Below are 23,425 nucleotides of genomic sequence, written 5' to 3' on the forward strand. Positions count from 1 at the left end.
AACGAAATTGTACCGTAAAATGTGTTTCCCACCAAAAAGAAAGGCAAAACAATGAATATTCTGATTTCCAACGATGACGGCTATTTGTCGCAAGGCATTGCGCTGCTGGCGCGTGTGGCGAGCGAATTTGCCAATGTGCGCGTGGTTGCCCCCGAACGCGACCGCAGTGGCGTGAGCAATTCGCTGACCCTAGACCGCCCCCTGCGCATCAGGCAGGCTGAAAACGGCTTTTATTTTGTGAGCGGCACCCCCACCGATTGCATTCATTTGGGTTTGCACGCGCTGACCGATTTTCAACCCGATTTGGTCATTTCAGGCGTGAACCACGGCGCAAACATGGGCGATGACACGCTCTATTCAGGCACGGTTGCCGCTGCCACCGAAGCCTATTTAATGGGCATCCCTGCCATTGCCTTTTCGCTCAACTCATCGCGTTTTGCCAGCTATGCCGACACGGTGGAACGTGCCGTGTGGACGGTGTTGTCGCACGTTTTGGCAACGCCGCCGAGCTTGCCCATTTTGTGGAATGTGAACATTCCAGCCGTGGCAGTGCATGAATTGCAAGGCTTTGAAATCACACGATTGGGGCGGCGACACCACACACAAAGCATCATTCCCGCCACCAACCCGCGCGGCGAAGACATTTACTGGATAGGCACAGTTGGCGAAGTGGCAGACAATGAAAGTGGTACCGATTTCGCCGCTTGCGAAGCAGGCAAAATCAGCATCACGCCCCTGCAAGTGGATTTGACCGCCCACAGCCAACGCGATGCGCTGAAAACCTTTTTTCAAAACATGAAGATGTGATTTTGGCTACGCAGAACCCCGTTTCAGGCAGCCTGAAAACCCATTTTTTAAGGATAAATACAAATGAAACAAACTTTAATTTTGGCAAGCATTCTGTTGGCATTAAACGGTTGCGCCTACACCCACACCAGCGTGCAAGCCAATAACAATGGCGTGTTTGGCGCGATTGGTTCAACCTATCGTTGGTAATGACACATTTTCAGGCAGCCTTGCGCTTTTGCTCCACTTTGGCAGGCTGCCTGAAATTTTTATTTCAATAGATGAAATTTATGCGCTAAAAAAACGGCAAAATAAGGCGTATAATGCCAAGTTATCCCACATATTCAAAAAAAATATAAAGGAACACAGCCATGTCTGAACCAGAAAACAAGCCCAAACCCGAAGTGAAAGAACAGGTGGTGCAACTTTACAAAAAAACCGAGCGCATTCACCCCAAAAAAGCCGATGGTAAATACGCCAATATCCGCATTTTCATGATAATTGCCACCCAGTTGTTTTTTTACGGTGTGCCGTGGTTGATGTGGAACGGTCGCCAAGCCGTGTGGTTTGACATTTTGGGGCGACATTTTTACATTTTCGGTATGGTGTTTGAGCCAGCCGATTTGCTCTATTTAACAGGATTGCTGATTGTGTCTGCCTTTGGTTTATTTTGGTGGACAACGGTGGCGGGGCGTTTGTGGTGCGGCTATTCCTGCCCACAAACCGTGTACACCGAAATCATGTTGTGGATAGACCACTTGGTAGAAGGCGACCGCAACAAACGCCTGAAATTGGACAAAGAACCTTGGCATTTCCGCAAAATCCGCATCAAATTAACCAAATATTTGCTGATTTTTGCCGTTGCCGCGTGGACAGGCATCACATTTGCAGGCTGGTTTACGCCAATTCGTGAATTTGTGCCAGCCATTTTCAACGGCACGGCAGGCAATGTGGCTTTGGGTACGGCGGCGGTGTATGGTCTCATCACATGGTTGTTTGGGCATATCATGCGTGAACAGGTTTGTTTGCACATGTGTCCTTATGCCCGTTTTCAAAGCGCGATGTTTGACCACGACACTTTGGTCATTTCCTACGACACGGCGCGTGGCGAACCACGCGGTGCGCGCAAGAAAAACGCCAAACCCGAGGACAAACCTTTGGGCGATTGCATTAACTGTATGGCGTGTGTGCAAGTGTGTCCTGTGGGCATAGACATTCGTGATGGCTTGCAATATCAATGTATTGGCTGCGCTGCCTGTATTGATGCGTGCAATGAAATCATGGATAAAATGAATTACCCACGCGGCTTAATCCGCTACACCACCGAAGCGGTGTTGCAACGCGAATACACCGATGCCGACATCAAAAAACGCCTGCTGCGTCCCAAAGTGGTGGGTTATGGTTTGGCGTTGGCATTGGCGGTGGTGGGTTTGATTGCAGGCGTGGCAACCCGTCAAACCATGCAAATTGACATCATCAAAGACCGTGGCGTGATGGTGCGTACCAACAAACAAGGTCTGCTGGAAAATGCTTACACCTTACACATCAGCAATGCCAGCGATGATGTGCAAATTGTTACCGCCAAAGTACAAGGTTTTGAAGACATTTACTTAACAGGGCTGCCTGAAAATGGCATTGCTGTGCCACCGCGTCAAATCATCAATGTGCCTGTGCAGGTTGCCACCCAGCCTGAATATGCGCGTAAAGGCAGCCACCCCATTGAGTTTACCTTCCAATATCGTTTGGAGCAGGGCGAGCAAGCCATACGCGAAATCCGAGAAAAAACCACCTTTATGGGAGAATAAAGCATGGCAAAAGAAACCGACCCTTTTTATAAACAGCCTGTATTTTGGATTTTGATGTCTGGACCCATTATTGTCATCATTGCGGCGTTTTTCACGTTTGGTTTGGCGCAAAGCAATGCCGCCGATTTGGTAACAGACGACTATTACAAAGACGGCAAACACATCAATTTGCACATTGAACGCGATGTGCAAGCGGTCAAACGCCAAATTGAAGCACAAGTGCTGATTAACCCCGAAGCCACATCAGCAAAAGTGTTTGTAAGTGGCGATTACGACCGCAAAGCCCCTTTGAAATTGCTGTTTATGCACCCCGCCAAAAAAAGCCTAGACCAAACCTTAACGTTAAAAGCCGATTCAGGCAGCGTGTCGGGCGACAAAACCGAATATGCGGTGCAATTTAATGCTTTGCCCAAAACCGTGCATTGGTATGTGCGTTTGGAAGATGAAGCTGGCGTGTGGAAGGTGGAAGAAAAATGGTTGCCCAGCCAAGGCTATGCCATCAATTTGAAACCGAATGTCAATGCGGTTAAAGTGTTGTCGCATGAAAAGGTGTCGGCGGCATCTGCGGTGCAGTAAAATGAAAGCTGCCTGAACGGGGATTCAGGCAGCTTTAAATATTGGTATCGCCATGGCAAATTGGCACTTTTTGTTTTACGGCAATCGGTTAAATTGAATTGCCTCATCAGTTTTTGTGATGATGAAAGCCATTTTTTCTTGGCTCACGGTCTTTCAGGCAGCCTGTAATAAGAGTACAATCGTTTTGATTTTCCCCTTTTGATTTTTTCACACAGAAAGACCCGAATTATGGACGAACATTTAAGAGAAGCAGCACTGAATTTCCACGAATTTCCCGTACCTGGCAAAATTCAAGTTGCGCCCACCAAGCCTTTGGCAACACAATATGATTTGTCTTTGGCGTATTCGCCAGGGGTTGCTGTGCCTTGCATGGAAATTCATGCCGACACCAGCAAGTCATATCGCTACACCGCGCGTGGCAATTTGGTGGCGGTGATTTCCAATGGTACAGCCGTATTGGGTTTGGGCAACATCGGGCCCGAAGCCAGCAAACCCGTTATGGAAGGCAAAGGCGTATTGTTCAAAAAATTCGCCAATATTGACGTGTTTGACATTGAAATCAACGAAACCGACCCCGACAAATTGGTGGAAATCATCGCCTCATTAGAACCCACCTTTGGCGGCATCAATTTGGAAGACATCAAAGCCCCAGAGTGTTTCTACATTGAAAAAAAATTGCGCGAACGTTGCAATATTCCCATTTTCCACGATGACCAACACGGCACAGCCATCATTACCGCCGCCGCCGTTTTGAACGCCTTGCGTTTTGTGGGCAAAAAAATTGAAGATGTTTCGCTGGTGTGTTCAGGTGCAGGTGCGGCAGCGATTGCGTGTTTGGATTTGCTCGTGGCTTTGGGCATGAAACGCGAAAACATGACCGTGTGCGATTCCAAAGGCGTGATTTACCAAACCCGCGAAGACCGCGAACGCATGGACGAAAGCAAAATTCGCTATGCCATTGCCGACAATGGTCAGCGCGTGTTGGGCGATGCGGTGGTGGGCAAAGACATTTTCTTGGGCTTGTCCAGCGCAAACGTGTTGCTGCCTGAAATGCTGAAAACCATGAATGCACAACCCATTGTGTTTGCCATGGCAAACCCCAATCCCGAAATTTGGCCGCCTGTTGCCAAAGAAGCGCGTCCCGATGTGATTATCGGCACGGGTCGCTCCGATTTCCCCAATCAAGTGAACAATGTGCTGTGTTTCCCTTTCATTTTCCGTGGCGCGTTGGACGTGGGCGCAAGCACCATCAACGAAGAAATGAAATTGGCAACCGTTCGTGCCATTGCCGATTTGGCGATGGAAGAATCCAACGATGTGGTGGCAGGCGCGTATGGCGATGCCAGCCTGAAATTCGGTGCAGAATATTTGATTCCCAAACCGTTTGACCCACGTTTGATTTCACGCATTGCCCCTGCTGTGGCGCAGGCAGCCATGGATTCTGGCGTGGCAACGCGCCCCATTAGCGATATGGGTGCCTACATTGACAAGCTCAATCAACAAATTGACAAAACCAGCCTGATTATGCGCCCCGTGTTTGCCCAAGCGCGTACCGACATCAAACGCATTGTGTTGGCAGAAGGCGAAGACGACCGCGTATTGCACGCCGCGCAGCAACTGGTAACACAAAAATGCGCTTACCCCATTTTGGTGGGTCGCAAAGACATCATTGAATCACGCATTGTCGCACAGGGTTTGACCATTCAGGCAGGCAAAGATTTTGATTTGGTGGATTTGGTGGACAATCCCCACTACGAAGAAAGCTGGAAACTTTACTACGAATTGCAACAACGCAAAGGCGTTACCCCAGAAATGGCGCGTAAACGTTTGATGGCAAACCACACGCTGATTGGTGCGATGATGGTGCGTTTGGGTCATGCCGATGGCATGGTGTGCGGCACAGTAGGGCGTTACCGCGACCATTTCAAAGTGTTGGAAGATGTGTTGGAATACGACAACGCACAAAACAACGCCTTTGCGATGAATGCCGTGATTACCAACAAAGGCAATTTCTTCATCACCGACACCTATGTTACCGACAACCCCACCGCCGAGCAGTTGGCGCATTGTGCTTACATGAGTGCCAATAAAATGAAATTGTTTGGCATTCAACCCAAAGTGGCGTTGATTTCCAATTCCAACTATGGCTCATTGCAAAATGCCGAATCGCGCAAAATGAGCGAGGCTTTGGCATTGTTGCGCTACATTGACCCCACTTTGGAAGTGGACGGCGAAATGCAAGCCGATTTGGCGTTTGACGAAAAAATGCGCAAACAGGTTTTCCCCGAAACCACGCTTTCAGGCAGCGCAAATCTGTTGGTGATGCCCAGTGTGGAAGCCGCCAACATCAGCTACAACATGATGTTGGCAAGCGCAACCAATGGCATTACCATTGGACCAATCCTGATGGGCTTAAACAAACCTGTACACATTGTTACGCCCATTTCCAATACACGCCGCATTGTGAACATGGCGGTGTTGGCGGCGGTTGATGCACAACGTGCCAAATAATTTGCTTTTTGTTTGACGCAAAGCTGCCTGACAGCCATTTTCAGGCAGCTTTTATCCTAGGGGCTAATGACAATTCGTTTCGCGATTGTTTTTTCATCAAAATCGCCAACTTCTGCGTCAAAAATACGCGCCAATGGGTGGCATTGACTCGCATTTTTTCCTTGAATTTGGCAATTTTGCCTGAAAAACCAACTTCGCGCCCAAATTGTCATTAGCCCCTATTTTTTAATGGATTATTCATGATATTGGGTCGGGGTGTAACCTCGTCCCAATCAGGGTAATGGCATGGGGCGATGCCTTATGTGTTGTCCTGTGTGTTGAAATGTTGCCCACAAAACGGTTTTACCCAGCTTTAACACAAGACAAATTCGGCTAATGGGCAAGTGTGTGTATAATTCGCAATCTATTTTTATTAAATTTTTAAATAAGAATCGTTTTTGTTATGTCCAGCGCAACCCTTTTGCCCAATTTATTCAGGCTGGCTGCCAATCGCCGCATTTTGTTGCTGCAAGGTCCCATTGGTGGTTTTTTTCGGCAGTTGGCGGATTGGCTCACGCAACGCCATTGTGAAGTGTTCAAAATCAACCTAAATTGTGGCGATGAGTTGTTTTATCCTGCCCACAGTCCACGCACCTTTGCTTATAAAGACAATTTGTCGGATTTTCACATTTATTTGCGTGATTTTATTCAGAAAAATCAAATTGATGCGGTGGTGTGTTTTGGCGACAATCGGGCTTATCACAACATTGCCAAGCAAATTTGCCAAACGCTGCCTGAAACCCAATTTTGGGTGTTTGAAGAAGGCTATTTTCGCCCATTTTGGGTTACTTTGGAGCAAACGGGCGTGAATGCCCATTCGCCTTTGCCACGCGATGCCGATTTTTTTGTGGCGCAGTTGCCACATTTGCCCAAACAAGCCGATTTGAATCCACCGCCTGTGCGTGGGGGATTTTTGCCTGTGGCGCAACTGGCAATGCGTTATTATGGCGCGATGTATTTTGGGCGGCGCGATTTTCCGAGCTATCGCCATCATCGTTTTCATGAAATTCCGCATTATGTGAAGTTGTGGCTGATTTCAGGCTGCAAACGCGCCTATTATGCCGTGAGCGAACGTTGGTTTGTGAACAAAATCAAACAGGGGCGATTTGGGCGATTTTTCGTTTTGCCCTTGCAGGTGTTCAACGACAGCCAAGTTCGCATACACAGCGATTTTGGCAGTGTGCGTGAATTTTTGTTGTATGTGTTGCAATCGTTTGCCCAGCATGCGCCCGACCACACCCAGTTGCTGATTAAACACCACCCCATGGACAGGGGGTTCATTGATTATGCCGATGACATTCGCCAATTTATCGCGCAACAGCCGCATTTAATTGGGCGCGTGCATTATGTGCATGATGTGCCTTTGCCCGTGTTTTTGCGCTACGGTGTGGGTATGGTAACGTTGAACAGCACCAGTGGCTTGTCTGCCCTGATTCACAATATGCCTGTGAAAGTGCTGGGGCGCGCCCATTACGATATGGCAGGTTTGACCGACCAACAAGATTTAGCCGATTTTTGGCACAAACCGCAAGCACCCAATGCCAAATTGTTTGAAGCCTACCGCGCTTATCATTTGAATATGACGCAAATTCACGGCAGTTTTTACAGTAAAGTGAACTTGCCAACATAAATCAAAGCTGCCTGAAACGCCAAAATGGGGCATTTCAGGCAGCTTTGATTTACGCTACAAAAATTCAGCATTAAGGTATTTGACTTACTTTTTTAAAAAGTCAGTCGCCAAAGGCAAAACTTTAATTTTGTAGCGCGGTAAAAAGGCAGCCTGAAAAGCCATTTCAGGCTGCACCGTTTGCCTTATTCATCAAAATGCAAAACCGCAGACGTGTACACATTTTGCACATCGTCCAAACTTTCCAAAGCGTCCAGCAATTTTTGCATTTTTGCTGCGTCATCGCCTGTCAAAACGGTTTCATTTTGCGCGCGCATGGTAACATCGCCATCAACCGAAGTGAAACCTGCCTGTTCCAAAGCCGCCTTAATGCCAGCCCAATCATTCGGGGCGGTAATCACTTCAATCACGCCTTCATCGTCCACAATCACATCTTCCGCGCCGGCTTCCAAAGCCGCTTCCATCAGCGCATCTTCATCGGCATCGGTAAACACCAAATAACCCTGATGCACGAAATTGAATGCCACGCAGCCGTCTGTGCCCAAATTGCCGCCATGTTTGGTAAAAGCATGGCGCACATCGGCAACCGTGCGCGTTTTGTTGTCGGTCATGCAATCCACCATTAAGGCAGCCCCGCCAATGCCATAGCCCTCATAGCGCAATTCAATGTAATCCACGCCTTCCAAATTGCCCGTGCCTTTGTCAATGGCGCGTTGCACATTGTCTTTGGGCATATTCGCGTCCCAAGCCTTGTCCATAGCCAAGCGCAAGCGAGGATTGGCAGCAGGGTCGCCACCGCCTTGCTTGGCAGCAACCGTGATTTCCTTGATTAATTTGGTAAAAATTTTGCCACGTTGTGCATCAACACGGGCTTTTTTGTGCTGAATGTTAGCCCATTTACTGTGTCCAGCCATAATCAAAATCCTTTGAATTAAGTCAAATAAAAGCATGATTTTAACATAATCGCCCCATAAGTTTCAGGCAGCCCTAACACAAAAACCACACCAATTAACACCAAATAACAGCAATTAAAAGATTTCAAACGAAAAAAATAAATAGAAATCCCAGATTAAGTCATGTAAAATGAAAGCCTTTGTAATTGATGAACTTAATTGCCCATGCTGTAAACAGCAAGCAAATAAGCATTGACGAAAATTAACATTTCTCTTGACGAAAACTCATGTTTTCTTTAATATTTGCATCATTTGAACAGCAGCGAAAAGTCAAATTTTATGAGTAAATTGCCAACAAGCCAAATGATGATTTTAGCTGTGTTGGTGCTGCTGGCTTATTTGTGGGGCGGTCAAAATTGGGCAATATCACTGCTGTTGGGCGGTTTGTCCTACACCTTGCCCACCTTATTGGCAGTTTATGTGGTACACAGATTAAAGCCCTATCCCCAGTTGGCTGGTGTCTCATTTATGGTATCCGCAGGTTTGAAAATCACACTTGCGCTCATTTTAATGGTCAGCTCATTTTTGATTTATCCGAAAATGCACTTTTTGTCCTTTTTTGTCGGATTGCTGGCTGTAAGTCATTTGGTTTTTTTATTTTTTTTGAAGGTTTATCGTTATGGCAGGTGAAACAGTTACTTCTGCGGATTACATCAAACACCACTTACAAAGCTTAACCAGTCTAACCGATGTAACGCAAGGGCAAGGTTTACAAAATATTGCCGATTTTTCATATATCAATTTAGATGCCGTTTTTTACTCCATTTTGTTGGGTGTATTGGGTAGCTACATTTTATTCCGTGGTGCAAAAGCCGCCACAGCAGGTGTGCCAAATCGTTTTCAGGCAGCCATAGAATTGTTGTACGAATTTGTAGATGACATGTGCAAAAGCATCATTCATCAAGAATCATCACGCAAAGTGGTTGCGCCATTGGGTTTGGCATTGTTTGTGTGGATTTTCCTGATGAACGCCATGGATTTACTGCCTGTTGATTTATTGCCACGCATTTGGCAGGGCATGACAGGCGAACACCATGCCTTGTTGCGTGTTGTACCAACGGCCGATTTGAACACATCATTGGCATTGGCAATTGGTGTTTTGTTGTTCTGTATTTATTATAGCGTTAAAATCAAAGGCTTGGGTGGCTGGATTCATGAATTGTTTACCGCACCATTTGGTGTGTGGTTGGCACCCGCTAACTTCATTTTGAATATTTTGGAATTTTTATCCAAAACCGTTTCGCACGGTATGCGGTTATTTGGTAATATGTATGCAGGCGAATTGGTATTTTTGCTGATTGCGCTTTTGGGTGGTGCTTGGGGTGCTTCAGGCAGCGTAGGCTTAATGGATCCTGTTTTGTTCATCTTCCATATTATTGCAGGTGCAGCTTGGGCGATTTTCCACATTTTGATTATTACCCTACAAGCATTTATTTTCATGGCATTGACTTTTGTTTACATCGGTCAAGCTCATGACCACCACTAAACCAACTTTTTCCTTTCTTTTTCAACCTTTCCTTTGAGGAGTTTAAAACATGGGTCTGATTGCTATTGCATGTGGCTTGATTGTGGCTTTGGGCGCATTGGGTGCGTCAATCGGTATCGCTATGGTAGGTTCTAAATACTTGGAATCTTCTGCGCGTCAGCCTGAATTGATTGGTCCATTGCAAACTAAATTGTTCTTGATTGCTGGTCTGATTGACGCTGCGTTCTTGATTGGTGTTGCCATCGCCTTGTTGTTTGCTTTCGTTAATCCGTTCGGTGGCTAATTCCGTGTGCATATGTTATGCACGGATTTGATTAACCCTGATACGAAGGTTAAATAAAGTGAATTTAAATGTAACTTTAATTGCGCAATTGATTGTTTTTGCTATTTTGGTTAGTTTTACAATTAAATATGTATGGCCACCAATCGCAAAAGCACTTGATGAGCGCGCCGATAAAATCGCAGAAGGCTTGGCTGCAGCCGAGCGCGGTAAAAGTGATTTTGAGCAGGCTGAAAAGAAAGTTGCAGAACTCTTGGCAGAAGGTCGCGCACAGGTTGCCGAAATGGTAGGTAATGCTGAAAAACGAGCAAATCAACTGGTTGAAGAGGCAAAAAGCCAAGCTGAAACAGAAGCTGCTCGTATTACAGCACAAGCAAAAGCGGATGTGGAGCAAGAAATCAACCGCGCCCGCGAAACCTTGCGCGAGCAAGTTGCAACATTGGCAGTAAAAGGTGCAGAAGCTATTTTACGTCGTGAAGTAGATGAAGCACAACATGCCAAAATGTTGAGTGCCTTAAAACAGGAGCTTTAAGCTTATGATTGAGTTCGCAACTGTTGCTCGCCCTTATGCAAAAGCCTTATTTCAACTTGCTACCGAAACAGAGCAAGTTGAAAACTGGCTGGGCAGTCTTGCAGAACTGGCTTGGCTGATGCAACAATCCACAGTGGTTGATGCACTCAGCCAAGTTGATAAAAACAGTACAGAACAAGCAAGCGAATTATTGGCTTTATTGAGTAACACCAAAATTGCCAAAAATAAAGAGTTTAAAAGTTTTGTACAAGTGGTTGCGCAAGAAAAAAGATTGGCTGTTCTGCCTGAAATTTATGCTCAATACAAAAGTTTATCATTGGCTGGTAATCACACAAAAGAAGCGATTGTTTACACAGCTTACGAAATTGCCAGCGAAGGTCAAAGAGCAAAAATCATCAGCGATTTGGAACAACATTTTAATACACGTTTGCAAGCTACCTTTAAATTGGCACCCGAATTGATTGGGGGCATTAAAGTAGAAGTGGACGACCAAGTATTGGATTTGTCGGTACAAGCCAAATTACAGGCTTTATATACGACTTTGACAAATTAGGAGAGTTTTCATGCAGCTTAATCCTGCTGAAATCAGTGATTTGCTGAAAGCCAAAATTGAAAACTTGAATAATACCAAACAAGAAGTTCGTACTCGTGGTACGGTTATCTCTGTAACAGATGGTATTGTTCGGGTGCATGGCTTGTCAGATGTAATGCAAGGCGAAATGCTGGAATTTCCAGATAATACTTTCGGCTTAGCGATGAATTTGGAACGTGATTCAGTTGGCGCAGTGGTACTGGGTGAATATGAACACATCAAAGAAGGCGATGAAGTGAAATGCACAGGTCGCATCTTGGAAGTGCCGATTGGTCGCGAGTTGGTAGGTCGTGTTGTGAATGCTTTGGGTCAGCCCATTGATGGTAAAGGTCCAATCAATACCAGCAAAACAGCACCTATTGAAAAAATTGCGCCGGGCGTGATTGCGCGTCAATCCGTTGACCAGCCTATGCAAACTGGCATTAAAGCAATTGATTCAATGGTTCCAGTTGGACGCGGTCAGCGTGAATTGATTATTGGCGACCGTCAAACTGGTAAAACGGCGGTTGCTTTGGACGCGATTGTCAATCAAAAAGGCACAGGCGTTGTTTGTATTTATGTGGCTGTGGGTCAAAAAGCCTCTTCCATTGCCAACGTGGTTCGCAAATTGGAAGAACACGGTGCAATGGCGCACACCATCGTGGTGGCAGCAACTGCATCTGAAGCAGCAGCATTGCAATTTATTGCACCTTATGCAGGCTGCACCATGGGCGAATACTTCCGCGATATTGGCGAAGATGCACTGATTGTTTACGATGATTTGTCCAAACAAGCAGTGGCTTATCGTCAAATTTCTTTGCTGTTGCGTCGCCCACCAGGTCGTGAAGCTTACCCTGGCGATGTATTCTACTTGCACTCTCGCTTGTTGGAACGCGCTGCGCGTATCAATGCCGATGAAGTGGAAAAATTGACCAATGGTGAAGTAAAAGGCAAAACAGGTTCTTTGACTGCCTTGCCTATTATTGAAACACAAGCTGGCGACGTATCTGCATTCGTACCCACCAACGTGATTTCCATTACTGACGGTCAAATTTTCTTGGAAACCGATTTGTTCAATTCAGGTATTCGTCCCGCAATCAATGCAGGTATTTCGGTATCTCGCGTGGGTGGTGCAGCTCAAACCAAAGTCATCAAAAAATTGGGTGGCGGCATTCGTTTGGCATTGGCACAATACCGTGAATTGGCAGCGTTCTCGCAATTTGCTTCCGATTTGGACGATGCAACACGCAAACAATTGCAGCACGGCGAAGTGGTTACTGAATTGATGAAACAAAAACAATTCAATACCTTAAATACGGCTGAAATGGCATTGACTTTATGGGCAATCAATAACGGTTCATATTCTGATGTGCCTGTATCAAAAGCTTTGGCTTTTGAGGCTGATTTCTTGGCGTATGTGCGTTCGCAACACAGTGATTTGCTTGATGCAGTAAATGCAGCAGGTGCATTGTCTGATGAACAAGAGAAAACACTGACAGAAGCCATGAAAGTGTTTAAGACTTCTAACAAATACGCGGCTTAATCCCCGAGTGATTTTTACAGAAGGAGTCTGAAACATGGCAGTTGGAAAAGAGATTCTTACCAAGATTCGCAGCGTACAAAATACGCAAAAAATCACCAAAGCGATGCAAATGGTATCAACCTCTAAAATGCGCAAGACTCAAGAACGCATGCGTTTGGCAAGACCTTATGCCGAAAAAGTCAGATTGGTGATGAACCAACTTGCCCAAACCAATGAATACCATGGTTTGAAAATGTTGGAAAGCCGCAGCGAAATCAAGCGTGTGGGTTTCGTTCTGATTACCACCGACAAAGGTTTATGTGGCGGCTTGAATGCCAATCTGTTGAAAAAATTCTTTGCCCAAGTACAAGATTACCAACAGCAAGGAATTGAAACAGAAGTGGTGTGTTTGGGCAGCAAAGGCTTGGCAGCTTGCCAACGCGTGGGTTTGAATGTGGTAGCAAGTTCAACCAACTTGGGCGATACCCCAAAAATGGAAGTTTTGCTTGGCCCTTTGAACGAGTTTTTTAAGCGTTATGAAAATGGCGAATTGGATACCATTCATTTAATCTACTCTGGTTTCATCAATACCATGAAACAGGAAACACGTTCTGAAGTGTTGTTGCCGATTGGTCAGCACATTTTGAATGAAAAAGTGGAATCAGACAGTAAGTTTAATTGGGACTATCGTTACGAGCCAAGCCCACAAGTGGTATTGGAATATTTGGTTCGCCGTTATTTGGAATCTGTGGTTTATCAAGCATTGTGCGACAATATGGCATCAGAACAGGCTGCGCGTATGGTTGCAATGAAAGCAGCAACCGATAATGCGGGTAATGCCATTAAAGAATTGCGTTTGGTGTACAACAAATCACGTCAAGCAGCAATTACCACAGAATTGTCAGAAATTGTGGCAGGGGCAGCAGCCGTTTAAGGCAGCCTGAAACTGTCTGAATAAAGATTAGGATACGATAATGAGCCAAGGCAAAATCGTACAAATCATTGGTGCAGTCGTTGATGTGGAATTTCCACGCGATGCGATTCCACGCGTTTACGATGCATTGAAACTGGTTGATGTTGAACTGACTTTGGAAGTGCAACAACAATTAGGCGATGGCGTGGTGCGTACCATTGCGATGGGCAGTACCGATGGTTTGAAACGTGGCTTAGCGGTCAATAATACAGGTGCGCCAATTACTGTGCCTGTGGGTAGGGCTACGCTGGGTCGCATTATGGACGTATTGGGTAATCCCGTTGATGAAGCAGGTGATATTGGTGCCGACCAATTCCGTGCGATTCATCAGCCAGCACCTAAATTTGATGAATTGTCCAGCACAACCGAATTGTTGGAAACAGGCATCAAAGTGATTGATTTACTTTGCCCATTTGCAAAAGGTGGTAAAGTGGGTCTGTTTGGTGGTGCAGGTGTGGGCAAAACCGTAAATATGATGGAATTGATTAACAACATCGCCAAAGCACACAGTGGTTTGTCCGTATTTGCGGGTGTGGGCGAGCGTACTCGTGAAGGTAATGACTTCTACCACGAGATGAAAGATTCCAACGTGTTGGACAAAGTGGCAATGGTTTACGGTCAGATGAATGAACCACCAGGCAACCGTTTGCGTGTTGCTTTGACAGGTTTGTCTATGGCTGAACATTTCCGTGATGAAAAAGACGAAAACGGCAAAGGTCGCGATGTGTTGTTCTTTGTGGACAACATTTATCGCTACACTTTGGCAGGTACAGAAGTGTCTGCTTTGTTGGGTCGTATGCCTTCTGCGGTGGGTTATCAACCTACGTTGGCGGAAGAAATGGGTCGCTTGCAAGAGCGCATTACTTCTACGCAAACAGGTTCGATTACGTCCATTCAGGCAGTTTACGTTCCTGCGGACGACTTGACTGACCCTTCTCCTGCAACCACATTCGCGCATTTGGATGCAACGGTGGTATTGAGCCGTGACATTGCTTCTTTGGGTATTTATCCTGCGGTAGACCCATTGGATTCCACTTCACGCCAACTGGACCCCATGGTTTTGGGTCAAGAGCATTATGATGTGGCGCGTGGCGTTCAATCTACTTTGCAAAAATACAAAGAGTTGCGCGACATCATCGCCATTTTGGGTATGGACGAGTTGTCTGATGAAGACAAATTGACCGTTATGCGTGCGCGTAAAATCCAACGTTTCTTGTCGCAGCCTTTCCATGTGGCGGAAGTGTTTACAGGTTCGCCTGGTAAATATGTGGCATTGCGCGATACGATTGCTGGCTTTAAAGCCATTCTCTCTGGCGAATACGACCACCTGCCTGAACAAGCATTCTATATGGTAGGCGGTATTGAAGAAGCTGTTGAGAAAGCCAAAACGTTAAGCTAAGGAGGCGAGCATGAGCATCATGCAAGTTGAAGTGGTAAGTAACCAAGAAACCATTTATTCAGGTGAAGCCAGCTTTATTGTGGTGCCAACTGTGAATGGTGAGTTGGGCATTTACCCAAGACATGAGCCGATTATGAGCTTGGTTCGCCCTGGTTCTTTGCGTTTAACTGTTCCCAATGTTTCGCAAGAAGTGTTGGTGGCGGTGGCAGGTGGGGTGCTGGAAGTGAATCCACATAAAATCACGGTGTTGGCAGATGTTGCCATTCGCAGTGAGGAAATGGACGCTGAACGTGCCGAAGCTGCCAAAAAAGCAGCAGAATCAAGCATTAAGCAAGCGCAAGATGACGAGTCTTTGGCAAAAGCACAGGCTGCATTGGCAGCAGCAATTGCCGAATTGAAAACTTTGGATTATTTGCGTCAGCAAAAACGTTAATGCAATATCAAAAAGCCACTTCTGTTTTCGGGCAGAAGTGGCTTTTTGTTTGATAAGGATAAATATGTATCAACAGCAATTAAATGACAAAATTCAGTATTTACAATCGTTATTGCAAGATTTTGCGATTGAAAATTGGCATATTGTGCCTTCGTTGTCTGAACATTATCGCATGCGGGCGGAATTTCGCATTTGGCATGAGGGCGAACGCATCAGCTATGCCATGTTTCAGGCAGGGCAAAAAGCTGGGCGGCATTCTTTGATTGAATTGACGCAATTTCCTGTCGCAGCAAAAAGCATCAATGATTTGATGCCCATATTGTTGGCGGAAATTTCAGGCAGCCCGATTTTGCGTGAGCGTTGGTATCAATGCGAATTTTTGGCAACTTTGAGTGGCGAAATGCTGCTGACTTTGATTTACCACAAAAAATTGGGCGAAGAGTGGGAAGTGGCGGCGCGTGAATTGCAAGAAAAATTGTCGGTCAAAATCATTGGGCGCAGTCGTGGACAAAAAATTGTTTTGAAAGAGGATTTTGTTACCGAGAAATTGAATGTGGCTGGGCAGGATTTTGTTTATCGCCAAATTGAAGGTGGTTTCAGCCAGCCAAATGCGAAAATTTGTGAACAAATGTTGGCGTGGGCGCAAGATTGTGCGGCAGATTTGGGTGGCGATTTGCTGGAATTGTATTGTGGCAATGGCAATTTCACTTTGCCGCTTTCCACGCAATTCAATCGGGTCTTGGCTACGGAAGTTTCCAAAACTTCGGTGGCGGCGGCTTTGTGGAACATTCAGGCAAATGGGCGCGACAACATTCGCATTGCGCGTTTGTCGGCAGAGGAATTGACAGCAGTGTTTTCAGGCAGCCGCGAATTTCAGCGTTTGAAAGAGCAGGGCATTGATTTGCAATCTTATGATTTTTCAACCATTTTTATTGACCCGCCTCGCGCAGGTGTGGACGCGGAAACGTTGAAATTGGTCGCGCAATTTGATAATGTGATTTATGTTTCGTGCAACCCATTGACTTTGCGAGAAAATTTGGATATTTTGAGTGAAACGCATACGGTGGAACGTGCTGCCTTGTTTGACCAATTTCCGTTTACGCACCACATTGAGAGTGGGGTTTTGTTGAAAAAACGGGCATAAATTCAACAAAAAGCTGCCTGAAAAACGATTCAGGCAGCTTTGCTTTTCAGGCAGCAAGCCGTGTGGCTTTGGGAAACAGGCGATAGAAATTTTCGCAGGTGGCGTGAGCGATGTTTTCCAAGCTGTCGCCGCGCAAATTTGCCAAAAATTCTGCTGTGTGCAAAACATAAGCAGGCTCATTTTGCTTGCCGCGATGGGGCGTGGGCGCGAGAAAAGGCGCGTCCGTTTCCACCAAAATGCGGTCTAGCGGGCAATATTGTGCGGCTGCCTGAACGTCTTTGGCATTTTTGAAGGTAACAATGCCTGAAAAGGAAATGTAGTAACCCAAATCCAAAGCGATTTTGGCGATGCGCGTGTCTTCGGCAAAACAGTGCATAACGGCTTGTTCTGCTTGGTGTTCTTGCATGACGCGCAGGGTGTCATCGGCGGATTTGCGTGTGTGTATCACCAAAGGCATTTTGGCGTGTTTGGCTGCCTGAATGTGGGTGATGAAACGCTCGTGTTGCCATGTTAAATCGCCGCTACACCAATGGTAATCCAAGCCCGTTTCGCCAATGGCGATGACTTTGGGGTGTTGGGCGTGTTGCACCAACTCGTCAAAGGTAAATTCGGCGGCGTTGGGGTTGTCGGGGTGTATGCCTACGCTGGCGAAAATGTGGTCGTGGCGTTCGGCAATGTCGCGCACTTCGGCAAAGGTTTCGCGGCTCACGCTGATGGCAAGGGCTTGTTTGACTTGATTTTTTGTCATATTCTCAAACAATTCAGGCAGCCTGTTGCCCAGTCCTTCAAAATTGATGTGGCAATGTGAATCAATTAAATACATGATTTTTCTAACAATAAAAAAGCTGCGGTCAAACACAATCCGCCGCAGCTTGGGTTAATCACAGGGTGTAGGTTGAACGTTCGTTGCTCAACAAGCCTGTTAAAATGGCTTCAATAATGGCTTTGGTTTTAACGCCTGCTTCGTCTTTGGTGAATGCCAAGCCAATCCCTTTGGGGCGACCGCCTGCACTGGGGTTGCTGTTAATCCAGCAAACATTGGTTTTTAAAAGCATTTTTTCGGTTTGGGAAGGTCCAACCAATTCCAACATCAGCATGACTTCGCTGCCCATGTCAAATTTTTCTTCGGTTGGCACAAACACGCCACCAAATTCGGTAAATGACATGTAGCTGGCGTAAATAATCGGCTTACTTTCCAAGCGCAAACTGAGCATTTTGGCTGGCGCGGCTTTGGGCGCGGCGGCTGGGGGTGGGGTTTGTGGTGCTGCACTCATGTTTTTTCCTTTAAAAATCTATTTGTTTTGTGTGAAAGCCAAATAGCCACACAACAAGTCTTCCACTTGCATTTTAACATTTAAACTGTGGTGTCCGTAAGGGGCGAGCGCGTTTAAGGCTGCCTGAAAGCGGAAAAGTGCCGCAGCGTGGGTTTTTTGTGCCAATTTGTTGAGGTTGGCGGCGCGTTGTGGATAATACAGGGCGGCAATGTGCTGTTGCGCCAATCCCAAATCAATCAACCATTTACTCAACCAATCCAACAGCGTGGCAAGTGGCAATTTGGCTTTATCAAATTCGGCAGCATAATCCAAAATGCCCAATAAACGCGGCTGGCTCAACAAATCCAATAATTGATTGCGTAATTGTGTTTGTTCGGCTTGATGTTGGAAAAGCGGTGCGTGGCTGTGAAATGCCAATAAATTTTCCGCATCGGGCAAATTTTGCTGCTGAACAAAATTTAAGGCAGCCTGAACGCTGGGCGCAGGCAAAATCAGTTGCCGACAACGGCTTTTGATGGTGGGCAAAACGCGGTCGCGGTTGTGTGCCACCAGCAGAAAAATAACCGATTCGGGTGGCTCTTCCAGCATTTTGAGCAAGGCATTGGCGGCTTGCGTGTTCAAGCCTTCGGCAGGGTTAATCAGCACCACGCGCCGACCGCCACGCACCGATGTTTGGTGCAAAGGTTCTAGGATTTGGCGCACGGTATCAATTTTGATTTGTAACAGTTTTTTGCTGTTGCCATCGTCATTGTCTTCGGGTGTGAGGCGGTAAAAATCGGGGTGTGCCTGCTGTTCAAACAAATGGCAAGACGGACACACGCCACAAGGCTCATGCCCATTTTGGGGCGTTTCACACAATAGGGCTTGCACGAAATGTTGGGCAAAGGCGGTTTTGCCTGTGTTTTGTTTGCCCACGAGCAACCACGCATTGGGTTGATTGTCCCAATGTGCCGTTAATTTGTGCCAGATGGGTTGGTGCCATTCGTAAATCATGAATTGGTGCTTTCAGGCTGTCTGAACATCATTTGTCCGATGTTTTTAAATAATGTTCCAAAATTGCCAAAGCGTATTGTACGGCTTGTTGGCGGATTTGGTTGCGGTCGCCTTGAAAGTGGTATTTTTTTGCCCAAATGCGCTGCTTGGTGGCAAAGCCAAACCACACCGTGCCAACGGGATTTTTTTCTGTGCCACCATCGGGGCCTGCCACGCCTGTGATGCTCAAAGCATAATCGTTGCGCGTGGCAAGCAATGCGCCCAAAGCCATTTCACGCGCCGTTTCTTCGCTCACCGCGCCATAAGCGCGAAGGGTAGAGGGCAACACGTTCAACATTTGCGTTTTGGATTGGTTGGAATAGGTTACAAAGCCGCGTTGAAAATAGGCAGAGCTGCCTGAAAGTGAAGTCAGCGCAGCAGAAAGCAAACCGCCAGTACACGACTCGGCGGTGGTAACGGTTTTTTTGCGGGCGGTTAATTCTTGTGCGATGTATTCAAGTCGGGTCATGGTTTATTTTGCCACAATGTTTCAGCCAGCCTGAATTATAGCAAAAAGCTGCCTGAAAACTTTTCAGACAGCTTAAAATTTTATTTGAGCGTATCAATCAAATCAATCATGAATTCCACATCTTCTTCGGTTAAAACGCGGAAACCTTTTTCCAAGCCCAAATCTTCCAAAGCCATTTTGTCGGCAGGGTGGTTAATCATGTCGGCAAAAGCCTGTTGCAACAAGGCTTGCGAATCGGCTTGGCTGGGGTGCAACAACACCACATGGCTCAATTCTTTCAGGCTGCTTTCCATCAAAACGCGCAGTTGGCTGTGGGTCATGTTGTTGAAACTGTGGTATGCCGATGCCAAGAAAAATGCCGCATCGCCTTGTTGGTCAATCAAATTGCGCGCTGCCACAGGGAAAGTGGACGCAGGCACCCAGTTGATGTCCTGTTCGTGTACACCAGCCGATTCGAGCAAACGCAAGCCAATCAAGCGCACGTCAAAATTGTCGGTGGCGATGATTTTGCAGCCAGCTTTCAATTCATCAGAATGCTGATATGGGCTGTTTAAATGCGTGGCAATGACCACTTCATCAAACTTATCCACAGGTATTGCCACAGGCAAATAGCCTTTTTCGCGCACCAATTTGGTGGCATCAAAAGGGTTGGCATAAATCAAATCAACGGTTTTGCTGTCCAGCCATTCCATTTGTTCCAAATGGTCGGTGGGCGTGAGCAAATGAACAGGCTGGCTGGTACGGCGTTGCAGGCAGGTGTTGAACATGTGCCAGCCAATGAAATTTTTGGGTGGAAAATCGGGGGCAATTAAGAAATTAAGCATAATTGAAATATTCTTTCTTGAACTGTCTTGCTGTTTATTTTATTCGTTTTGCAGCATTTCTTGGTAAATTTTTTGCATTTCATCAATTTTGGCGCGAGCGGGTTTGCGGCGCACCGATGTAAAGCCCACGGTTTGACCATTGCGAATATTGGGGATAACGGTGGCGTAAACCCAATAAAATCCGCCATCTTTGCGTAAATTTTTCACATAGCCATTCCATTTTTCGCCGCGTTGCACGGTTGCCCACAGGTCGGCAAAGGCGGCTTTGGGCATATCGGGGTGGCGCAACATGTGGTGGGGCTGACCGATGATTTCATCGCGTTCCCAGCCGCTCATGGTGATGAAGGCTTCGTTGGCGTGGGTGATGATGCCATTTAAATCGGTGCGAGAGGTAATCAGGCAGCCATCGGGAAAAGACGTTTCCACATCGGTGGTGTAAACGGTGCGTGTGGTGCTATCGTGGTTGTTTAATGTGTGCGTATCAAATGATTGTTGAGGTTGAGGCATTTGCATATTGTGTGATTCCTAAAAACAATTTTAATTCCATAAGTTTTTGATTGCGCTGCGTGCTTGAAACAAAATCAAGCCCAATTTGGCATCTTCTTTGGCGGTAACCACCAAAACCATTTCTTCGTTGGCTTCCAGCAGCAGCAAGTAGCCTTCATCGCCACGCACAATAACCTGATTCATGTTGCCGCAACGCAATTCTTTGGTAACGCGCGTTCCCAACGACAGCAGGGCGGCAGTCATACCGCCAACGCGGTCGCCATCTACATCGGCAGACAGTGCCGTAACCACAGGTAAGCCGTCATTGGAAATCAGTGCGGAAGCCAAAATATCTTCTGATGAGGCGTTCAACTCATTGAGTGTGAGTTGAATCATTTGTGCATTCATAAACATAATCTTGAACCTTATGAGACGCATTTTTGATTTCAGGCTGCCTGAAATCAATTTAGAGCGTTAATATTTATTTAAAACTTTAAAAACTTTTTTGGGTAGCGCAATGTACAAGCATTTTGTGTGCAATGCAAATGTTTTTCTTTAAATTAAGTGCTTTGTTTTTTTAAATCATGCTTTGTTTTGATATAGGTCAAATCATTCTTATTTGAATAATGATGTTTTAGCCAAAATCAATTTGTTTGATTGCCACGACTTTGTGCGGGTTTCGCGCTAAAATGTGCTTTTTGATTTTCAGGCAGCCTGAACATGAATCCGACCCTAGAATTAGCCAAACAACTGCTTTCCGAACAATCCATTACCCCTGATGATAAAAATTGCCAAAAAATCATCGCCGAACGTTTGCAAAAAATCGGTTTCACTTGCGAAGCCATGAATTTTGGGCAAACCAAAAACCTGTGGTTGCGACTGGGCAACACCGCGCCTGTATTGTGTTTTGCAGGGCATACCGATGTGGTGCCAACGGGCGATGTGGATAAGTGGACATTCCCCCCATTTTCGCCCACCGAACACGAAGGCAAACTCTACGCACGCGGCGCGGCAGACATGAAAACCGCCATTGCCTGTTTCGTTACCGCTTGCGAAAGATTTGTGGCGGCAAATCCGCATTTTTCAGGCAGCCTTGCGCTGCTCATCACTTCGGACGAAGAAGGCGATGCCCGCGATGGCACAACCAAAGTGGTTGATGTACTCAAAGCCAGAAACGAACACATGGATTATTGCATTGTGGGCGAACCCACCGCCGTACAACAGTTGGGCGACACGCTGAAAAACGGCAGACGCGGCTCACTTTCAGGCAGCCTGACCGTGCATGGCAAACAGGGGCATATTGCCTACCCACATTTGGCAAAAAACCCCATTCACGCACTCGCCCCAGCTTTGGCAGAACTTGCCGCAACCGAATGGGACACGGGCAACGATTATTTTCCCGCCACCAGTTTTCAAGTTTCCAACATCAACGGTGGCACAGGCGCAACCAATGTGATTCCAGCCAATGTGAACGTGAAATTCAATTTCCGCTTTTCAACCGAACAAACCGAAAGCAGCCTGAAAACGCGCGTTCACGCCATTTTGGACAAACACGCATTGCAATACGATTTGGCGTGGTCTTTGTCGGGCAATCCGTTTTTGACCGAAGCGGGCAAATTGACCCAAATCGCCCAACAAGCGATTGACGAAGTGTGTGGCGTGCAAGCCGAATTGTCCACATCGGGCGGCACATCTGATGGGCGTTTCATTAAAGCGATTGCCAAAGAATTGATTGAATTGGGTTTTGTCAATGCCACAATCCACCAAATTGACGAACACATTTTGATTGACGATATTGAAAAACTGTCGCAAATTTACGAAAAAATGATGATGGCATTGTTGAAATGACATTCAGGCAGCCTTTCAGTACATGACAAAAATCTTTCAGGTTGTCTGTAACCTGTCCCCTCCCCTGCTGGCGGGGGAGGGTTAGGGTGGGGGTGGCTCTTCGCGTTTCTAACCCCCACCCCAGCCCTCCCCCTTACATAGGGGGAGGGGGTAGGTTAGTGGCAATATCAAAAATGTCGTGTACTGTAAGGCTGAAACCTTTGCAAAACTCGGTTTGTAGGGGCAGATTTCATATCTGCCCCGTTTAGGTTCGCAGAAATTTTCATTCTTATCAATAAATTGAAAAAAGGGCGGATATGAAATCCGCCCCTACGTCAGTTTAAAAGTAGGTTTTGCAAAGGTTTTAGGCTGCTTGAAATCAAGCGAGATGATTACAATTTGCAGCTAATGTATTCACGGATAACCCAACCTTCATTGGGTTTTTCGTTGGTTTTTTGCAAAGGCTGACCTTCCCATTTCACATAGCTCCAAGTTCTGCCGCGTGAATCGTCATCAAAATGGGTCAAAGTCAATTTGGTGCCATTTTTTAATGAGCCCAAGCGTTTGCCTGCTGGGGTTTCGCGTACATTGAGCAAAGTGCCAGTGGGGTCGGCAACCATGCAAGAAGCGGAATTGTCCACGCGAATGCTGGTGGGCAACAAGCGTGCAGTGGCGGTTTGGCTAACCAATGCAGCAATGATTAAGAACAGTGCGGTTTTTTTCATAATAAATTACCTTGTCAAATGGGTTGGTGTGAGAAAAATTCAAAATCGCACAATCGCAATTTTGAGCGGATTTTTGTTATTGATATTAAAACATTAAATGATGATGTATTGTAAAGTTTCACAAAATGGTATATCAATACTAAATCCCATA

Annotated in this window: 26 protein-coding genes; 17 read left to right on the top strand and 9 right to left on the bottom strand. The window is 46.3% G+C overall.

Annotated elements, in window-relative coordinates:
* Positions 1–51 precede the first annotated feature (51 nt).
* From surE to H3L97_RS06720, 6 genes are all read left to right on the top strand, one after another.
* A complete protein-coding gene (gene surE, locus H3L97_RS06700) occupies positions 52–807 on the top strand; it encodes a 5'/3'-nucleotidase SurE (protein ID WP_097113533.1) in 756 nt (251 codons plus the stop codon).
* Between the two features lie 63 nt (positions 808–870).
* Complete coding sequence (locus H3L97_RS12045; protein ID WP_257010976.1) at positions 871–996, top strand: hypothetical protein; 126 nt, start codon at positions 871–873, stop codon at positions 994–996.
* Positions 997–1,157: 161 nt separating this feature from the next.
* Positions 1,158–2,591: a cytochrome c oxidase accessory protein CcoG gene (ccoG, locus tag H3L97_RS06705; protein WP_097113532.1), complete on the top strand. Its 1,434-nt coding sequence runs from the start codon at positions 1,158–1,160 to the stop codon at positions 2,589–2,591.
* 3 nt (positions 2,592–2,594) lie between these two features.
* Entirely contained in the window at positions 2,595–3,167 is a 573-nt protein-coding gene (locus H3L97_RS06710) for a FixH family protein (protein ID WP_097113531.1), read from the top strand.
* 228 nt (positions 3,168–3,395) lie between these two features.
* Positions 3,396–5,678: an NADP-dependent malic enzyme gene (locus tag H3L97_RS06715; protein ID WP_097113530.1), complete on the top strand. Its 2,283-nt coding sequence runs from the start codon at positions 3,396–3,398 to the stop codon at positions 5,676–5,678.
* Positions 5,679–6,120: 442 nt separating this feature from the next.
* Positions 6,121–7,347, top strand: a complete 1,227-nt coding sequence (locus H3L97_RS06720; protein WP_097113529.1) for a capsule biosynthesis protein — start codon at positions 6,121–6,123, stop codon at positions 7,345–7,347.
* 182 nt (positions 7,348–7,529) lie between these two features.
* Here H3L97_RS06720 and H3L97_RS06725 read toward each other — a convergent pair whose 3' ends face one another.
* Positions 7,530–8,258, bottom strand: a complete 729-nt coding sequence (locus H3L97_RS06725; protein WP_097113528.1) for a YebC/PmpR family DNA-binding transcriptional regulator — start codon at positions 8,256–8,258, stop codon at positions 7,530–7,532.
* A gap of 342 nt (positions 8,259–8,600) precedes the next feature.
* Here H3L97_RS06725 and H3L97_RS06730 point away from each other — a divergent pair, with 342 nt between their 5' ends.
* Genes H3L97_RS06730 through trmA form a run of 10 tightly spaced genes read left to right on the top strand, consistent with a single transcriptional unit; the run spans position 8,601 to position 16,637 of the window.
* Positions 8,601–8,927 (top strand): ATP synthase subunit I, encoded by a 327-nt coding sequence (locus tag H3L97_RS06730; protein ID WP_244958344.1) that lies wholly within the window; start codon positions 8,601–8,603, stop codon positions 8,925–8,927.
* Positions 8,917–9,783 (top strand): F0F1 ATP synthase subunit A, encoded by an 867-nt coding sequence (gene atpB, locus H3L97_RS06735; protein ID WP_097113527.1) that lies wholly within the window; start codon positions 8,917–8,919, stop codon positions 9,781–9,783. The genes H3L97_RS06730 and atpB overlap by 11 nt, the downstream gene beginning before the upstream one ends.
* Positions 9,784–9,832: 49 nt before the next feature.
* Positions 9,833–10,066 carry a F0F1 ATP synthase subunit C gene (atpE, locus tag H3L97_RS06740; RefSeq protein WP_097113526.1) on the top strand — a complete coding sequence of 78 codons (234 nt, stop codon included), beginning with the start codon at positions 9,833–9,835 and terminating at the stop codon, positions 10,064–10,066.
* Positions 10,067–10,124: 58 nt separating this feature from the next.
* Entirely contained in the window at positions 10,125–10,595 is a 471-nt protein-coding gene (locus tag H3L97_RS06745) for a F0F1 ATP synthase subunit B (protein WP_097113525.1), read from the top strand.
* Between the two features lie 4 nt (positions 10,596–10,599).
* On the top strand, positions 10,600–11,148 hold the full coding sequence (locus H3L97_RS06750; RefSeq protein WP_097113524.1) for a F0F1 ATP synthase subunit delta: 549 nt from the start codon (positions 10,600–10,602) through the stop codon (positions 11,146–11,148).
* 10 nt (positions 11,149–11,158) lie between these two features.
* Complete coding sequence (gene atpA / locus H3L97_RS06755; RefSeq protein ID WP_097113523.1) at positions 11,159–12,709, top strand: F0F1 ATP synthase subunit alpha; 1,551 nt, start codon at positions 11,159–11,161, stop codon at positions 12,707–12,709.
* 34 nt (positions 12,710–12,743) lie between these two features.
* A complete protein-coding gene (gene atpG, locus H3L97_RS06760) occupies positions 12,744–13,622 on the top strand; it encodes a F0F1 ATP synthase subunit gamma (protein ID WP_097113522.1) in 879 nt (292 codons plus the stop codon).
* Between the two features lie 40 nt (positions 13,623–13,662).
* Positions 13,663–15,060 (top strand): F0F1 ATP synthase subunit beta, encoded by a 1,398-nt coding sequence (gene atpD / locus H3L97_RS06765; RefSeq protein ID WP_097113521.1) that lies wholly within the window; start codon positions 13,663–13,665, stop codon positions 15,058–15,060.
* 10 nt (positions 15,061–15,070) lie between these two features.
* Complete coding sequence (locus tag H3L97_RS06770; protein ID WP_097113520.1) at positions 15,071–15,493, top strand: F0F1 ATP synthase subunit epsilon; 423 nt, start codon at positions 15,071–15,073, stop codon at positions 15,491–15,493.
* Positions 15,494–15,551: 58 nt separating this feature from the next.
* Positions 15,552–16,637 (top strand): tRNA (uridine(54)-C5)-methyltransferase TrmA, encoded by a 1,086-nt coding sequence (trmA, locus tag H3L97_RS06775; RefSeq protein WP_097113661.1) that lies wholly within the window; start codon positions 15,552–15,554, stop codon positions 16,635–16,637.
* A 46-nt stretch (positions 16,638–16,683) separates the two neighbouring features.
* Here trmA and H3L97_RS06780 read toward each other — a convergent pair whose 3' ends face one another.
* The 7 genes from H3L97_RS06780 to H3L97_RS06810 form a co-directional block, all read right to left on the bottom strand.
* On the bottom strand, positions 16,684–17,460 hold the full coding sequence (locus tag H3L97_RS06780) for a TatD family hydrolase (RefSeq protein WP_097113519.1): 777 nt from the start codon (positions 17,458–17,460) through the stop codon (positions 16,684–16,686).
* 58 nt (positions 17,461–17,518) lie between these two features.
* Positions 17,519–17,911: a PilZ domain-containing protein gene (locus H3L97_RS06785; protein ID WP_097113518.1), complete on the bottom strand. Its 393-nt coding sequence runs from the start codon at positions 17,909–17,911 to the stop codon at positions 17,519–17,521.
* A gap of 18 nt (positions 17,912–17,929) precedes the next feature.
* On the bottom strand, positions 17,930–18,904 hold the full coding sequence (holB, locus tag H3L97_RS06790; RefSeq protein ID WP_097113517.1) for a DNA polymerase III subunit delta': 975 nt from the start codon (positions 18,902–18,904) through the stop codon (positions 17,930–17,932).
* 28 nt (positions 18,905–18,932) lie between these two features.
* Positions 18,933–19,412: a CinA family protein gene (locus tag H3L97_RS06795; RefSeq protein ID WP_097113516.1), complete on the bottom strand. Its 480-nt coding sequence runs from the start codon at positions 19,410–19,412 to the stop codon at positions 18,933–18,935.
* Positions 19,413–19,492: 80 nt separating this feature from the next.
* The gene (locus tag H3L97_RS06800) at positions 19,493–20,236 is read right to left on the bottom strand and encodes a PhnD/SsuA/transferrin family substrate-binding protein (RefSeq protein ID WP_097113515.1); all 744 of its coding nucleotides are present in this window, start codon (positions 20,234–20,236) and stop codon (positions 19,493–19,495) included.
* A 39-nt stretch (positions 20,237–20,275) separates the two neighbouring features.
* Entirely contained in the window at positions 20,276–20,749 is a 474-nt protein-coding gene (locus tag H3L97_RS06805; protein WP_097113514.1) for a PAS domain-containing protein, read from the bottom strand.
* A 24-nt stretch (positions 20,750–20,773) separates the two neighbouring features.
* The gene (locus H3L97_RS06810; RefSeq protein WP_097113660.1) at positions 20,774–21,130 is read right to left on the bottom strand and encodes a roadblock/LC7 domain-containing protein; all 357 of its coding nucleotides are present in this window, start codon (positions 21,128–21,130) and stop codon (positions 20,774–20,776) included.
* A gap of 312 nt (positions 21,131–21,442) precedes the next feature.
* Between H3L97_RS06810 and dapE the strand changes: the two genes are divergently transcribed.
* Positions 21,443–22,570, top strand: a complete 1,128-nt coding sequence (dapE, locus tag H3L97_RS06815; protein ID WP_179655768.1) for a succinyl-diaminopimelate desuccinylase — start codon at positions 21,443–21,445, stop codon at positions 22,568–22,570.
* Between the two features lie 371 nt (positions 22,571–22,941).
* On the opposite strand, the gene H3L97_RS06820 is transcribed toward dapE, so the two are convergent.
* On the bottom strand, positions 22,942–23,274 hold the full coding sequence (locus tag H3L97_RS06820) for an SH3 domain-containing protein (protein ID WP_224446373.1): 333 nt from the start codon (positions 23,272–23,274) through the stop codon (positions 22,942–22,944).
* Positions 23,275–23,425: the final 151 nt, after the last annotated feature.

The sequence above is a fragment of the Alysiella filiformis genome, assembly GCF_014054525.1.
Taxonomy (GTDB): Bacteria; Pseudomonadota; Gammaproteobacteria; order Burkholderiales; family Neisseriaceae; genus Simonsiella; species Simonsiella filiformis.

What these genes read in the sequence shown, in the direction of transcription:
- surE (WP_097113533.1), top strand. Translation starts at nt 52, where the DNA reads ATGAATATTCTGATTTCCAACGATGACGGCTATTTGTCGCAAGGCATT.
- H3L97_RS12045 (WP_257010976.1), top strand. Translation starts at nt 871, where the DNA reads ATGAAACAAACTTTAATTTTGGCAAGCATTCTGTTGGCATTAAACGGT.
- ccoG (WP_097113532.1), top strand. Translation starts at nt 1,158, where the DNA reads ATGTCTGAACCAGAAAACAAGCCCAAACCCGAAGTGAAAGAACAGGTG.
- H3L97_RS06710 (WP_097113531.1), top strand. Translation starts at nt 2,595, where the DNA reads ATGGCAAAAGAAACCGACCCTTTTTATAAACAGCCTGTATTTTGGATT.
- H3L97_RS06715 (WP_097113530.1), top strand. Translation starts at nt 3,396, where the DNA reads ATGGACGAACATTTAAGAGAAGCAGCACTGAATTTCCACGAATTTCCC.
- H3L97_RS06720 (WP_097113529.1), top strand. Translation starts at nt 6,121, where the DNA reads ATGTCCAGCGCAACCCTTTTGCCCAATTTATTCAGGCTGGCTGCCAAT.
- H3L97_RS06725 (WP_097113528.1), bottom strand. Translation starts at nt 8,258, where the DNA reads ATGGCTGGACACAGTAAATGGGCTAACATTCAGCACAAAAAAGCCCGT.
- H3L97_RS06730 (WP_244958344.1), top strand. Translation starts at nt 8,601, where the DNA reads ATGATGATTTTAGCTGTGTTGGTGCTGCTGGCTTATTTGTGGGGCGGT.
- atpB (WP_097113527.1), top strand. Translation starts at nt 8,917, where the DNA reads ATGGCAGGTGAAACAGTTACTTCTGCGGATTACATCAAACACCACTTA.
- atpE (WP_097113526.1), top strand. Translation starts at nt 9,833, where the DNA reads ATGGGTCTGATTGCTATTGCATGTGGCTTGATTGTGGCTTTGGGCGCA.
- H3L97_RS06750 (WP_097113524.1), top strand. Translation starts at nt 10,600, where the DNA reads ATGATTGAGTTCGCAACTGTTGCTCGCCCTTATGCAAAAGCCTTATTT.
- atpA (WP_097113523.1), top strand. Translation starts at nt 11,159, where the DNA reads ATGCAGCTTAATCCTGCTGAAATCAGTGATTTGCTGAAAGCCAAAATT.
- atpG (WP_097113522.1), top strand. Translation starts at nt 12,744, where the DNA reads ATGGCAGTTGGAAAAGAGATTCTTACCAAGATTCGCAGCGTACAAAAT.
- atpD (WP_097113521.1), top strand. Translation starts at nt 13,663, where the DNA reads ATGAGCCAAGGCAAAATCGTACAAATCATTGGTGCAGTCGTTGATGTG.
- H3L97_RS06770 (WP_097113520.1), top strand. Translation starts at nt 15,071, where the DNA reads ATGAGCATCATGCAAGTTGAAGTGGTAAGTAACCAAGAAACCATTTAT.
- H3L97_RS06780 (WP_097113519.1), bottom strand. Translation starts at nt 17,460, where the DNA reads ATGTATTTAATTGATTCACATTGCCACATCAATTTTGAAGGACTGGGC.
- H3L97_RS06785 (WP_097113518.1), bottom strand. Translation starts at nt 17,911, where the DNA reads ATGAGTGCAGCACCACAAACCCCACCCCCAGCCGCCGCGCCCAAAGCC.
- holB (WP_097113517.1), bottom strand. Translation starts at nt 18,904, where the DNA reads ATGATTTACGAATGGCACCAACCCATCTGGCACAAATTAACGGCACAT.
- H3L97_RS06795 (WP_097113516.1), bottom strand. Translation starts at nt 19,412, where the DNA reads ATGACCCGACTTGAATACATCGCACAAGAATTAACCGCCCGCAAAAAA.
- H3L97_RS06800 (WP_097113515.1), bottom strand. Translation starts at nt 20,236, where the DNA reads ATGCTTAATTTCTTAATTGCCCCCGATTTTCCACCCAAAAATTTCATT.
- H3L97_RS06805 (WP_097113514.1), bottom strand. Translation starts at nt 20,749, where the DNA reads ATGCAAATGCCTCAACCTCAACAATCATTTGATACGCACACATTAAAC.
- H3L97_RS06810 (WP_097113660.1), bottom strand. Translation starts at nt 21,130, where the DNA reads ATGAATGCACAAATGATTCAACTCACACTCAATGAGTTGAACGCCTCA.
- dapE (WP_179655768.1), top strand. Translation starts at nt 21,443, where the DNA reads ATGAATCCGACCCTAGAATTAGCCAAACAACTGCTTTCCGAACAATCC.
- H3L97_RS06820 (WP_224446373.1), bottom strand. Translation starts at nt 23,274, where the DNA reads ATGAAAAAAACCGCACTGTTCTTAATCATTGCTGCATTGGTTAGCCAA.